This window comes from Streptomyces sp. CC53 (assembly GCF_001865245.1).
GTDB lineage: Bacteria > Actinomycetota > Actinomycetes > Streptomycetales > Streptomycetaceae > Streptomyces.
The window spans coordinates 82,678-94,406 of sequence record NZ_MKXB01000064.1 but is presented as its reverse complement, the minus strand read 5'-3'; the positions used below and the strand labels follow the sequence as shown (position 1 = coordinate 94,406).

Here is an 11,729-nt window from a genome sequence, read left to right as displayed (position 1 = left end):
CCGGCCGGGCCGCCCGCGGCGCCCCCTGGGGAAGCTCCACGGACCGTGCGGGGACGATGGTGCTCCTGTGGGGGGTGACCGAAAGTGAATCCCGAGGCGGCCACCCCCGCAAAGAGGGGAAACCCCTGCCCCTCCCCTTCGCAGCCGCGCCGGGGCCGGGGAGGGGACCGGTCGCACGGCCCCGACCTGCGGAAACGTCGCTCCGGTCGCGGAGCGGGACCGAGGGAGGTGCGCCGGGCGGCGGAGCGGTCGTGCGGGCGGTGCGGGAGCGGCACGGAGATCCCGCGGCGGAAGATCGTCTGGAAGGTGCGCGCGCGGGAGCGGGGGCGGCCTGCTTGCCGCCCCCGCTCCCGTGCGTCCGTGCGCGCCGGTCAGCCGCCGAGCGGCAGCCCGCCCAGCAGTCCGCCCGCGACCGGCAGCCCCGCGGCCTTGGCGCCGCCGTCCTGCCGCCCCTGCCCGCCCTTCCGGTCACCGGTCAGCGCGCCGAGCGGCCCCGTGCTGTTGAGGTTGCTCACCACCGGCGCCCCCACCGCGGTCGGCGTGTGGGCGTCGGCGACGGCAGGCGCTGCCGCCGCCATCCCCACTCCGGCGACCCCGGCACACACGGCGGCCAGACGTCCCGTACGGCGTGCGGTCATGGTTTCCACTCCTTCATGGCGTTCATCATCGGAAAAAGCCGCTTCCGGCTGGGTTGTGCAACGACCCCGTGGACGAGACGACACGGGCCTCCGACAACCACCGTTCGGACCGCTCCGGGGAAGGACGAGGAGAACCCTTGCGGACCGTGATCCGCCGGCCAAGGCTTGCCCCGTGCCGGACCCGACCTGCGACGGATCACCGCCTTCCTCGCCGCCTTCGCCCGCCGTGCGGCGGAACGCACCACCGACTTCCCCGGTGGCTTCGCCGTCCACAACGACACCTACGCGCACTCCCACGCGGACAACCAGGTCGTGATCGACGGCCCGGTCGACCCCGAGGCGCTCCCAGGGTTCGTCGACGAGGCGCTCTTCCCCCTGCAGCACCGCATGGTCCTCGTCCTCGACGACGCCCTCGGCGCGGCCTGCGCCCCGCCGCTGGCGCGCGCCGGCTACACCCGCGCCACCTACCTCGTCATGCGGCACACCGGCCCCGTCCCCGCCGGCGCCGGGGCACGGGAGGTGCCGCTGGAGGTCCTCCGGGAGCCGCTCGCCCGGATGTGGCACACCGACCTCCCCCCACCGGCTCCCGCCGCACCGGTCCGCGGCGCCCGCATCCCGCGCAGCGTCCCCGGCCCGCAGCGGGCCGCCGGCAGACAGCGGTCGTGGACGCCCCGACGCGCGCGGTGGCGGGCCGGCACGCCGGCCTCGCGGCCGGGAGCGACAGCCGCCGACCTCCGGAACCCCGCAGCCCGCCCGACGGGGGCAAGGCTCCGGGGCCGCCCGTCCGTCAGGCGGCGGAGCCGAACCACGTGGGCAGACACGCGGTCAGCCCGTCCTGGTCGTCACCCACCCACGCCACATGGCCGTCCGGCCGCAACAGCACGGCGGGGGCGTCCAGTTGCGCTTCCGTGTCCACCACGTGGTCGACGCGGTCGGCCCACCCCGCCACCGAGAGCCGGCCCGTCCGGTCGAGCAGGATGCCGCGGCCGCCGTGCATCCGGTCGTACAGCCGTCCCCGGCCCAGCGCGACGTCCCGCATCCGTCGGCCGAGCAGGTCGTGTCCCCCACCGAAGTCGTAGCGGATCCCGACCGCGGTGATCATCTCGGTCACGTGGCGGTTCACCTCCTCGAAGTCCATCAGCGTCGACAGCAGCTCCCGCAGCGCGACCACGCCCGGCTCGGTGCCCAACAAGGTCATCTGGGCGCGCGTGTTCTCCAGTACCCGCGCGCCCACCGGGTGCCGTTCGGTGTGGTAGCTGTCCAGCAGCCCCGCGGGGGCCCAGCCGTGCACCGCCGCGGCCAGCTTCCAGCCGAGGTTGAAGGCGTCCTGCACGCCGAGGTTCAGCCCCTGCCCCCCGGTCGGCGGGTGGATGTGCGCCGCGTCCCCGGCCAGCAGCACGCGGCCGACACGGTAGCGCTCGGCCTGCCGGGTGGCGTCTCCGAACCGCGAGAGCCAGCGCGGCTCGTGCGCCCCGAAGTCGGTGCCCGCGTACGTCCGCAGCTGGTGCCTGAACTCGTCGAGGGTCGGAGGGGTCGTACGGTCCTCGGCCACGCCCTCCGCGGGAACCACCAGGCGGTACAGCCCTTCGCCGAGCGGAACGGCCCCGAACCGCAGGTGCGTCGTGCGGACCTCGTCGACGACGGCGGCGACGGTCTGCGCGTCTTCCGTCAGCCGCATGTCGCCGAGGAGCGTCTCGACTGTGGCCGGTTCGCCGGGGAAGGCGACGCCGAGCTGCTTGCGCACCGTGCTGCGGGCCCCGTCGCACCCGACCAGGTACCGGGCGCGCAGCCGCGTGCCGTCGGCCAGGTCGACCGTCACCCCGTCGTCGTCCTGCCGTACGCCCACGACGTCCTGACCGCGCCGCAGGTCCGCGCCGACCTCCAGGGCGCGCTCGGTCAGCAGCCGCTCGGTGACCGGCTGCGGAGTGGCGACGCCGTACGGGTGTGCCGTGTCCAACTGGGCGGGCCACGGCTTGGTGATGCCGCCGAAGAGGCCGCCGACCTGGAACTTCTCGCTGACCGCGAGGAACCTGTCCAGCAGGCCGCGCTGGTCCATGATCTCCACACTGCGCGCGTGCAGGCCCTGCCCGCGCGACTCGCCGGTCGGCTCCGCCAGTCGCTCCAGGACGACCACGTCCACACCGTGCAGCCGCAGCTCGCAGGCCAGCATCAAACCGGTCGGTCCGCCGCCGACCACGATCACGTCCGTCATCAAGAAGCCCGTTCGCCGAGAGGATGGGGAGCGGCCGCCCCACGCGCGCAGGCGCAGACCGCATCCGGATAGTGCAGAGAATGCGCCGAAACGGTCATTTCCGCGGGTTCCGGCCTCGGTCGGCCATTCTGGGGCAGGGGTGGGGCCTTGCCGCAAGGCCCCCCTTGCGCTATACCTTGAGAGTGGCAAGGAGACGGTGACCTCCTTGCCCTTTCTGTTGTGCGCGCCGAACGGGGCGGGCGGTTCGCGGATGTCCTGGCGCGCGGGGGCTTTTGCTCCGGGTGCGTGGTGTGAGGGGCTTCATCGTGCTCGCCGGCCCCAGCAGTCCCTGCCGGGCGCGGGATCGAAGTCCGCCTTCACCGGTGTCCACACGGGCCGGGTCCGCCCGCGGCTCCGGTGGCTGCGTGCGGAGAGGCTCCACCCCGGTCCGGCGTGCGCGCAGTCTGCCGGGGGGTCTGGGCTTCAGGCCGGCGCGGTGTCAGAGGGGGGCGGGCTGCGGCCGGTCCGGCCGATCCGTCGGGGGACCGGCCGAGGAGTCGGGCTCCCAGCGCAGGAGGTCCCCCGGCTGGCATTCCAGGACTTCGCACAGGGCCGCGAGCGTGGTGAAGCGAACCGCCTTGGCGCGGCCGTTCTTCAGTACGGCCAGGTTGGCCGGGGTGATGCCCACGCGGTCGGCCAGTTCGCCCACGGACATCTTCCGCCTGGCCAGCATGACGTCGACGTCCACGACGATCGGCATCAGATCACCTCCGCCAGCTCGGCCCGCATGCGAGACGCCTCGACGTCACGGGCGACGGCCTGGGCGAGCAGCATCCGCAGGACCAGGACGACGAGCGCGACTCCGAAGACCGCGAGCGCCACCCCGCCGAGCAGCAGGACGACGCCCGGGGCCACGGCCTCGCCGGGCGCCAGGACGACCCCGAGCGCGCACACGAGAACGGCGGCCGTGGTGAACGCGCCGATCACCACGTGCACGTAGCGGAAGGTGTCCGGGGAGAAGGCCGTCCCCCGGCGCACCATCGCCGCCAGGCGCCACACGCACACGAGGACGGCCTGGGCCGTCACGATCCCCAGCGCGACGATGGCGAGGATCGGGATGCTCCGCCCCGCCAGGGGGCTCTCGTCCAGGTCGGCCCTCAGCAGCGCGACCATCACGGTCTGGACGAGGACCGAGCCGGCGAGCAGCACCGCGATCACGGCGCGCAGAGTGATGAGCGTCATCTTCCCCACAGCAACTCCTTCCATCGCAAGGCGATGGAAATCTATCGAGAAACGATAGGTTGGGCAAGGGGGTGGGAGTGGACCCGCCGTGCGCGCCCCGGCCGACGGTTCGTTGTTCGCCTGGTCGGCGGTGGCTTCGTCGGGGGTCTTCCCGTGCCCCCGGCGGCGGTCCGTCGGCCCCCGCACACGCAGCGCTCAGGCGAGCCGGGCGGCTGTCGCCTGCCCCGAGCCCGCGTCCGCGCACGTCGGCTCGCGGCCCTCGGGCTCCGCCGGACAGCGCACACCACCTGCGGGTCCGGCCGACCCCCGCGCTCCCCTGCACCGTGTTGCGCGTGGGCGCGGCGGCCGGAACGATGCCCTGCACCGACAGCCGGAGGAGCGGGGGAGCGGGATGAGTCATCTGGTGCCGGAGGTGGCGGACGTGTTGAGGGCGTCGGGATGGGTGCCCGGCCGGAAGGTGGACACCGGCCGCTGGGAGGCCTCGTTCGCCGCGGCCGGCCTTCTCATGCACGCCCCGGCGCATGCCTTCCTGCGGGAGTTCGGCGGCCTCGCCGTGCACGTCGGCGGTCCCGGCGTGACCTGTGCCCGTACACCCTTCGAGCTGGACCCCGCGCTGGCCCGGGGAGAGGAGGGCCGGTTCCTGGAGTGGGGCGACGCCCTCGGGCGCCGGCTGTTCCCGCTGGGCGAACTCGATCACGGCCGGTACTTCCTGGGCATCGACGAGCTCCACGAGGTCTACCTCGTCGAGGCGTGGGTCGCTTCCTTCGGGCCGGTGCCCCGCGCGCTGGAGCACCTGGTCCTCGGCGTGGCGCCCCGCCGGATCGCCGACGCCGGCCTGCCGGCGGGCTGAGCGCCGCGACCGGCTCGCCTCGGGGCTCCGGTCGAGTCGCCGGGCGGTCCTCGGCATCCCGTCGCATCCCGTCGGGGCGTGCGGCGGCCGCCGCCCCGAGCCGGGTCAGGACCCGTCCGCGTCGCCGCGGGGCTGCCGGAGGCTCGCGGTGTGTTCGCGGACGGCGTCGAGGCGCCCCCGCAGCTCCGCGGGCCCGCTGTCCAGCTGGGCCCGCGCGTGGGCGAGGGGCCCCAGCAGGGCGGCTGGGTCGTGGTTCCCGAGGGCCCGGCCGAGGAGTGTGCGGGTCTCGTCGGGAAGGTCGTCGAGCGCGGACACCTGCCCGGCGAGCTGCCGGAGGCGGGCGGCGTTGTCGCGGGCCCACGCGGCGACCCGGCGGTCGGACGCCCTGCGGTCCCGGGTCGCCTGGACCCGCTGCTCGCCCGTGGTGCCGGGGGCGCCCGGGCGCAGCCGCAGGTACCGGCGCTCCGCGGCCTGCCGGCTGGCCACTCCCAGGGGTGCGGCCAGGTCCGTCCAGCTGGCCCCGGCGTGCCGCGCCGCCTCGATCAGGCGGCTCTCCCAGCCGGCCAGCCGCTCCCGGGTCAGACGGAGCAGCAGCAGCGCCGCGAGGGCCTGCTCGGCCGGTGACGCCTCGGCCGCCGGGGCCCCCGCCCGCGATCCGGGCGCCTCGGCCGTGGCGAGGGCGGCAGTGATCGCTTCCAGGGCGGCCTGAGCCGCGGGGACCGACGGCGCAAGCGGCCGGACGGGTGGTGTCCGCCCGTCGGCGTCCACGCGGTCGTCAGCGGTCATGGCCATCCCTCCACCCGTACGTCATCGTATGGATGACGATCCCGGTTGTCATCGATTCGATGACATGCTACAACGGAGTCAGCCGACAGCGCATGGGCATACAGCTGAAGCGAATCGGAGGTGTTCCCACGATGCTGATGCGCACCGATCCCTTCCGTGAACTCGACCGGCTCACCCAGCGGTTGCTCGACGCACCGTCGGGCACCTGGTCAAGGCCCTCGGCCATGCCGATGGACGCCTTCCGGGACGGCGAGCAGTACGTCATCGCCTTCGACATCCCGGGCGTGCAGCCCGACGCGATCGACATCGACGTCGAGCGCAACATGCTGACCGTCAAGGCCGAGCGGCGGCCGGCGCCCACAGGTGACGAGGTCCAGATGGAGCTGGCGGAGCGGCCGCAGGGAGTCTTCTCCCGGCAGGTGATGCTCGCCGACACGCTCGACACCGAACACATCAGCGCCGACTACGAAGCCGGTGTCCTCACCCTTCGTATCCCGATCGCCGAACGGGCCAAGCCCCGGAAGGTGGCCGTCACCACTGCCGCGGACCGCAAGCAGATCCGAGGCTAGCCCCTTGCGGTGGGTCACCGGTGACCCACCGCGCCTGCCGTCGGCGGACGGCGGCGTTCCCCCGCTGCCGTCCCCGCCGCAGGGCCCCAGGGAGGAGACACCCAGCGATGACACTGCGGCGTGAAGCGTTCCTCGCACACGTACGGGAGCGCGGCGAGTACCGGACGCAGACGGAGGCGGACCGGGCGGCCCGCACCGTGCTGGCCCTCCTGGGCGCCCACCTCGTGGGCGACGTCCGCAGCGAACTCGCCGCCCGGCTCCCCGAGGGGTACGCCCTGATCCTGCTCAACCCCTTGCAGGCGGCGGAGCCCCTGTCCGCCGAGCGGTTCGTCCGCGCCACCTCCGCGTGGATCGACGGCGCCACCGAGGCGACGGCCCTGTGGGATGTCGGAGCCGTACTGAGCGTGGCGGCGGACGTGGCCGGCGAGGACCTGACCGAGCGGATACTCCTCCAGCTCCCGCCTGGCTACGACCTGCTCTTCGGCGCACCCCGCCACACCCGGCCCGACGCCCGGGAGCCGGACTCCACACCACGCTGACCCCGTCCCGTCGGCGCCCCCACCGGCGGTACGGCGAACGCGTACAACGGCACAACAGCAGAACACCGCGCACGAGAAAGGATCCTCCGTCCATGCAGACCCTGCCGCACCCCACCGCCGCCCGGCCGGCCGTGTCGTACCGGCAGATGCTCGAACGCGTCCGCTACGAAGGCGTCTACCCCACCCGGGAACGCGCCGAAGAGGTCGTCCGCACCGTCCTGGGCGCGCTGGGGCGGCAGGTGACAGGGGAGGAACGCGTTGCTCTCGCCGCCTGCCTGCCCCGCCAGGCAGCCCTGATGCTCACCTCCCAGCCGCCCGAGAACGAGCGCCTCACCGGCTGGGCCTTCGTCAAGGACATCGCCACCCGCAGCGGCGCGTCCCTGGCCACCACCCGCTGGGACGTCGGCTCCGTGCTCACCACCGTCGCCCACCTGGCGGGACCCGACCTCACCGACCGGCTCCTCCGCGGGCTCCCCCAGGGCTACGCCCTGCTCTTCGGCCGCGCGCAACTCGCGCAGACCGCCTAGCGCCAGGCGCCGAGCACCGCGGCCCACCCGGGTGCGACGGCGGGGACGGGCTTCCGGCACGGACGGTCGCCGCCGACCCGCCGGGGCTGCCGCGGACGTCCCGTCCCGGTTCCGGTGCTCGTCCGCGGGAACCTGCCCGTCCGAAGGGCCCCATGCCGCCCCTCACGCCGGACGACAAGCCCGGCAGCGCCCCGGCCGCCTCACGTACCGGCGTCGGCGAGGTGACCGGCGAGGGCGGTGCGGGAGCGCCGCAGTGCCGCGATGCGCCGCTCCACGTCCGCCAACTCCCCCTCCAGCGCGGTCCGCGGCCCGGTGCACCAGTCGAAGACCGGGTCCTCCCCGCCGCGCAGGCACGGCAGCACCGCCGGGATCACCTCCGTGGTGAGCCCCGGGCGGCACCCGCGCAAGGAGCTCCCGGACCCCGGCCCGGCCCGCAGTCCACCCGGGGCCTGGCGGTCAGCCGCCCGCCCTGCGGGCCGCACACCTTTGCCTGCCGTGCCGCCGACCCCATGCGGGACCCCCCCAGGCGCCGTCCCGCGCCCCTGCGCCGCGCCCCCGGTCGCCTGCGGGCCCGCCCGTCCCGTCACCGATGGCCGCCCGGTCGCCAGACATCGGCCCGCAACCACCGTCACCGGCCGCCGCGCGTGCGTACGGCAGCCGGGAGGCGCACCCTGGAAAGAGGCGGCCCCGCTCCCACCGGCCACCCCCACAGGCCCCCGCGCCGACGGCCGCGAACGGTGGCGGGCCCGAGAGCAGACCGCCCGGGCGAGGCAGGAGGGCGTGCGCCCGCGCACGGCCGCACCGGCGTGGCGACGCGGCAGCGGGTCACCGGGCCGCCGCGGGGACGGGGCGCGCGGCACGGCGTCCGCGGGGCCGGAGCGCCCGCAGGACGGGAAAGGGCTTGGCGATGGCCGACGGTGGCGGTGAGGACCTCGGGCAGGCCGGATTCCTCGACGACGTGCTCGTGGACACGGTGCGCCGCACCGGGGCCTCCGCCGGGGGCGTGTACCTGCTGGACGAGTCGACGCAGGTGCTCGGTCTGGTGGTGATCTGCGGAGTGCCGACGGAGGTCGCGGTGCCGTGGACCCGGCTGCCGCTGGCCGCCCCCGTCCCGGTGGCCGAAGCCGTGCGCGAGGACCGCTTCGTGTGGGTGGCGTCACACGACGACCTCGCCCGCGCCTACCCGCGCGTCGCCGCCAGCCTGCCCTACCGCCTCGCCCTCTCCGCCGCGCCCCTGTCCGGCCGCGCCCAGGGCCGGGGCGCCCTGCTCCTCCTGTGGCCGGCCAGCCACCCGCCCGAGGCCAGCGGGCGGGAACGGGCCCACATCGCCGCGGCGGCCCGCCGGATCGCCCACGTCCTGGACGACAGCCCGCGCCCGCCGACCGTGCCCGGACAACCCCGCCTCGTACCCCTCGGCGGGTTCCGCCCGCGCGGCACCCAGAACGTGCAGGCCGCCGCCGACTACCTGGAGCGCCTCCCGGAGGGAGCCGTCGCCCTCGACCTGGAGGGAAGGATCACGTACCTGACCGCGACGGCCGCGGGACTGCTCGGCCGGGACGGCGACCACCTGCGAGGCACCCGACCGTGGCAGTCCCTGCCCTGGCTGGACGACCCCGTCGTCGAGGACCACTACCGCACCGCCGTGATCAGCCGTGATCCGGTGGCCTTCACCGCGCTGCGCCCCCCGGAGTCGTGGCTGCGCTTCCACCTCTACCCGGACGCGAGCGGCATCAGCGTACGCATCACACGGGCTCCGGCACCGGACGGCGGCCCCGGCGACGCACTACCGCGGGCGGCCGCACCGGGCGGGACGACCGCCCTGCCCGCCGACCGGGCCCAGGCCGGCCGGCTGTACCAGCTGATGCACCTCGCGGCTGCCCTGACGGAGACCGTCGCCGTCCGGGACGTGGTCGACCTCATCGGCGACATGGTCCTGCCCGCGTTCGGCGCCGACGGCCTGGTCCTGTCCGCCGCGGACGCCGGCCGGCTGCGGATCACCGGCCACCGCGGCTACGACCAGGAGGTCATCGACCGGCTCGACGGACTGCCGCTGGACACCGACGTGACCCCCGCCGGGCAGGTCCTGGTCGACGGGACGCCCTCCTTCTTCGCCAGCCCCGAGGAGATGGCGCGCCGCTACCCCAGCGCCCCGAAGATCAGCGACAAGCAGGCATGGGCGTTCCTGCCCCTGATCATCTCCGGCCGCCCCGTCGGCTGCTGCGTCCTGTCGTACAACCACCCGCGCGCCTTCAGCGCCGACGAACGGGCCGTCCTGACCTCCCTCGCCGGAGTCATCGCCCAGTCCCTCGACCGCGCCCGCCTCTACGACGCCAAGCACGAACTGGCGCACGGGCTGCAGCAGGCCCTCCTGCCGCGCAGCCTGCCCGCCGTGCCCGGGCTCGGCGTCGCCGCCCGCTACCTGCCCTCCAGCCACGGCATGGACATCGGCGGCGACTTCTACGACCTGATCCGCCTCGACGAGACCACGGCCGCCGCCGTCATCGGCGACGTCCAGGGCCACAACGTCGCCGCCGCGGCCCTCATGGGCCAGGTCCGCACCGCCATCCACGCCACCGCGGGCGCCTCACCGAGCGAGGTCCTCACCCGGACGAACCGCGTCCTCGCCGATCTGGAGACCGACCTCCTCGTCTCCTGCCTGTACGCGCACCTCGACCTGGCCCGGCGCCAGGTCACGCTGGCGAGCGCAGGCCACCCGCCGCCGCTCCTGCACCGTCCGGGGCACCCGCCCGGCATCGCGCCACTCGACCCGGCCCCCCTGCTGGGCGTCGACCTCGACGCCCCGTGCCCGGTCACCACCCTGCCGTTCACCCCCGGGACCACGCTCGCCCTCTACACCGACGGCCTCGTGGAGGTGCCCGGTACGGACCTCGACCTGACCACCGCCGGCCTCGCCGCCCTCCTCCCGGACGGCGCGGACCTCGACGCCGTCATCGACGCGCTCCTCCACCGCACCTGGCCGCAGGGCCGACACACCGACGACATCGCCGTCCTCCTGCTCCGCAGTTCCGCACCCGCGCCCTGACGGGCTCCGCACTCGGTACGGGCTCCGGGCCGGGGCCGTGCGCGGCGGCCCGATACGCGGTGCCTTCCCGCCGGGGAGCGCGCCCGCGGCATACCGTAGCCGCACGGGACACGCGGCCCGCCCTGCGCCCCGGCAGGCGGCGCACCACGTGGCGGCCACCGCGAGGCGTCGGAAGCGGAGGCGGCATGGCACGTGGCAAGAAGGCGAAGGCGCCGGGCGAGCGGTCCGCCCGCGCGGACGGGGCGGCGGGCGCGCAGGGGCACGGGGCGGGGGAGAGGGAGGCGAAGGCCGTGAAGCCGGGGAGGGCCGGGAAGGCCACCGGGCCCGGGGGCAGCGCGAAAGTGCCGCGCGCCGTGTACGAGGCGGAGCTGCTGAGGCTCCAGACGGAGTTGGTGAAGCTCCAGGAATGGGTGCGGAGCGAGGGCGCTCGCCTGGTCGTCGTCTTCGAAGGCCGTGACGCTGCGGGCAAGGGCAGCACCATCAAACGGGTCACCGAGTACCTCAACCCCCGGGTCGCACGGATCGCGGCGCTGCCGAAACCGACCGAACGCGAGCGCACCCAGTGGTACTTCCAGCGCTACGTCGAGCACCTGCCGGCCGCCGGCGAGATCGTGCTCTTCGACCGGTCCTGGTACAACCGCGCAGGTGTGGAGCACGTGATGGGCTTCTGCACCCAGGAGGAGCACCGGTTGTTCCTCCGGCAGTGCCCGATCTTCGAGAGGATGCTCGTGGAGGACGGGATCCTGCTGCGCAAGTACTGGTTCTCCGTCAGCGACGGCGAGCAGCAGGAGCGGTTCCGGCGCCGCCTCCAGGACCCGCTGCGCCGCTGGAAGCTGTCGCCGATGGACTTTGAGTCGATCACCCGCTGGGAGGCGTACTCCCGAGCCAAGGACGCCATGCTGGTCCACACCGACATCGCGGACGCCCCCTGGTTCGTCGTCGAGAGCGACGACAAGCGCCGGGCCCGGTTGAACATGATCGCCCACCTGCTGGCCTCGGTGCCCTACCGCGAGGTGGAGCCGCCGGTCCTCGAACTCCCGCAGCGGCCGCCCTCCACCGGCTACGAACGCCCGCCGCGCGACCTCCAGACGTACGTCCCCGACCACGCGGCGACCCTGCTGGACGGCCCGCCCGCCGATGCGCCCCCGGCGCGCGACGGCGACCGGGGCGACCCGCCGCCCGGCGCAGCCGGCAGGTGACGACCCCGGCCGACCGGGCCCCGGCGAGCGGCGACCGGGACGCGGCCCGTGCCGACCGCCGCCTGGCCGCCGGTGACCGGCTGGTCCACGGACGGCGCGGAGACCACCTCGCTGTCGAGGACGATCGCGAACCGGTTGTTCGGGT

Annotated in this window: 11 protein-coding genes and 1 pseudogene; 6 read left to right on the top strand and 6 right to left on the bottom strand. The window is 74.9% G+C overall.

Annotated features, from left to right (window positions below; translation table 11 throughout):
* Nucleotides 1-371: 371 nt before the first annotated feature.
* The 4 genes from BJP40_RS06070 to BJP40_RS06055 all read right to left on the bottom strand — a co-directional run bounded on the left by BJP40_RS06070 (nucleotide 372) and on the right by BJP40_RS06055 (nucleotide 4,080).
* Nucleotides 372-638 carry a hypothetical protein gene (locus tag BJP40_RS06070; RefSeq protein WP_143065892.1) on the bottom strand — a complete coding sequence of 89 codons (267 nt, stop codon included), beginning with the start codon at nucleotides 636-638 and terminating at the stop codon, nucleotides 372-374.
* 787 nt (nucleotides 639-1,425) lie between these two features.
* The gene (gene rox, locus BJP40_RS06065; RefSeq protein WP_071279222.1) at nucleotides 1,426-2,850 is read right to left on the bottom strand and encodes a rifampin monooxygenase; all 1,425 of its coding nucleotides are present in this window, start codon (nucleotides 2,848-2,850) and stop codon (nucleotides 1,426-1,428) included.
* A gap of 478 nt (nucleotides 2,851-3,328) precedes the next feature.
* A complete protein-coding gene (locus BJP40_RS06060) occupies nucleotides 3,329-3,589 on the bottom strand; it encodes a helix-turn-helix transcriptional regulator (protein WP_071279220.1) in 261 nt (86 codons plus the stop codon).
* The gene (locus BJP40_RS06055; protein ID WP_071279218.1) at nucleotides 3,589-4,080 is read right to left on the bottom strand and encodes a DUF2975 domain-containing protein; all 492 of its coding nucleotides are present in this window, start codon (nucleotides 4,078-4,080) and stop codon (nucleotides 3,589-3,591) included. The genes BJP40_RS06060 and BJP40_RS06055 overlap by 1 nt, the downstream gene beginning before the upstream one ends.
* A 382-nt stretch (nucleotides 4,081-4,462) precedes the next feature.
* Between BJP40_RS06055 and BJP40_RS06050 the strand changes: the two genes are divergently transcribed.
* Nucleotides 4,463-4,921 (top strand): SUKH-3 domain-containing protein, encoded by a 459-nt coding sequence (locus tag BJP40_RS06050; RefSeq protein WP_071279216.1) that lies wholly within the window; start codon nucleotides 4,463-4,465, stop codon nucleotides 4,919-4,921.
* A gap of 105 nt (nucleotides 4,922-5,026) precedes the next feature.
* On the opposite strand, the gene BJP40_RS06045 is transcribed toward BJP40_RS06050, so the two are convergent.
* Nucleotides 5,027-5,707 carry a type III effector protein gene (locus BJP40_RS06045; protein ID WP_226962815.1) on the bottom strand — a complete coding sequence of 227 codons (681 nt, stop codon included), beginning with the start codon at nucleotides 5,705-5,707 and terminating at the stop codon, nucleotides 5,027-5,029.
* Nucleotides 5,708-5,838: 131 nt separating this feature from the next.
* Between BJP40_RS06045 and BJP40_RS06040 the strand changes: the two genes are divergently transcribed.
* The 3 genes from BJP40_RS06040 to BJP40_RS06030 all read left to right on the top strand — a co-directional run bounded on the left by BJP40_RS06040 (nucleotide 5,839) and on the right by BJP40_RS06030 (nucleotide 7,342).
* Nucleotides 5,839-6,276, top strand: a complete 438-nt coding sequence (locus BJP40_RS06040) for an Hsp20/alpha crystallin family protein (RefSeq protein ID WP_071271647.1) — start codon at nucleotides 5,839-5,841, stop codon at nucleotides 6,274-6,276.
* 107 nt (nucleotides 6,277-6,383) lie between these two features.
* Nucleotides 6,384-6,815, top strand: a complete 432-nt coding sequence (locus BJP40_RS06035) for a DUF2267 domain-containing protein (RefSeq protein ID WP_071279214.1) — start codon at nucleotides 6,384-6,386, stop codon at nucleotides 6,813-6,815.
* Between the two features lie 92 nt (nucleotides 6,816-6,907).
* Nucleotides 6,908-7,342 carry a DUF2267 domain-containing protein gene (locus tag BJP40_RS06030; protein ID WP_071279212.1) on the top strand — a complete coding sequence of 145 codons (435 nt, stop codon included), beginning with the start codon at nucleotides 6,908-6,910 and terminating at the stop codon, nucleotides 7,340-7,342.
* Nucleotides 7,343-7,542: 200 nt separating this feature from the next.
* Here the strand turns inward: BJP40_RS06030 and BJP40_RS33525 are convergent, their stop codons facing one another.
* Nucleotides 7,543-7,749 carry a hypothetical protein gene (locus BJP40_RS33525; protein ID WP_143065891.1) on the bottom strand — a complete coding sequence of 69 codons (207 nt, stop codon included), beginning with the start codon at nucleotides 7,747-7,749 and terminating at the stop codon, nucleotides 7,543-7,545.
* 500 nt (nucleotides 7,750-8,249) lie between these two features.
* Between BJP40_RS33525 and BJP40_RS06025 the strand changes: the two genes are divergently transcribed.
* Nucleotides 8,250-10,385, top strand: a complete 2,136-nt coding sequence (locus BJP40_RS06025) for a SpoIIE family protein phosphatase (protein WP_071279210.1) — start codon at nucleotides 8,250-8,252, stop codon at nucleotides 10,383-10,385.
* 185 nt (nucleotides 10,386-10,570) lie between these two features.
* A pseudogene (ppk2, locus tag BJP40_RS06020) lies at nucleotides 10,571-11,503 on the top strand (polyphosphate kinase 2); the annotation flags it as partial.
* Nucleotides 11,504-11,729: the final 226 nt, after the last annotated feature.

What these genes read in the sequence shown, in the direction of transcription:
- BJP40_RS06035 (WP_071279214.1), top strand. Translation starts at nt 6,384, where the DNA reads ATGACACTGCGGCGTGAAGCGTTCCTCGCACACGTACGGGAGCGCGGC.
- BJP40_RS06025 (WP_071279210.1), top strand. Translation starts at nt 8,250, where the DNA reads ATGGCCGACGGTGGCGGTGAGGACCTCGGGCAGGCCGGATTCCTCGAC.
- BJP40_RS06040 (WP_071271647.1), top strand. Translation starts at nt 5,839, where the DNA reads ATGCTGATGCGCACCGATCCCTTCCGTGAACTCGACCGGCTCACCCAG.
- BJP40_RS06060 (WP_071279220.1), bottom strand. Translation starts at nt 3,589, where the DNA reads ATGCCGATCGTCGTGGACGTCGACGTCATGCTGGCCAGGCGGAAGATG.
- rox (WP_071279222.1), bottom strand. Translation starts at nt 2,850, where the DNA reads ATGACGGACGTGATCGTGGTCGGCGGCGGACCGACCGGTTTGATGCTG.
- BJP40_RS06070 (WP_143065892.1), bottom strand. Translation starts at nt 638, where the DNA reads ATGACCGCACGCCGTACGGGACGTCTGGCCGCCGTGTGTGCCGGGGTC.
- BJP40_RS06050 (WP_071279216.1), top strand. Translation starts at nt 4,463, where the DNA reads ATGAGTCATCTGGTGCCGGAGGTGGCGGACGTGTTGAGGGCGTCGGGA.
- BJP40_RS06045 (WP_226962815.1), bottom strand. Translation starts at nt 5,707, where the DNA reads ATGACCGCTGACGACCGCGTGGACGCCGACGGGCGGACACCACCCGTC.
- BJP40_RS06030 (WP_071279212.1), top strand. Translation starts at nt 6,908, where the DNA reads ATGCAGACCCTGCCGCACCCCACCGCCGCCCGGCCGGCCGTGTCGTAC.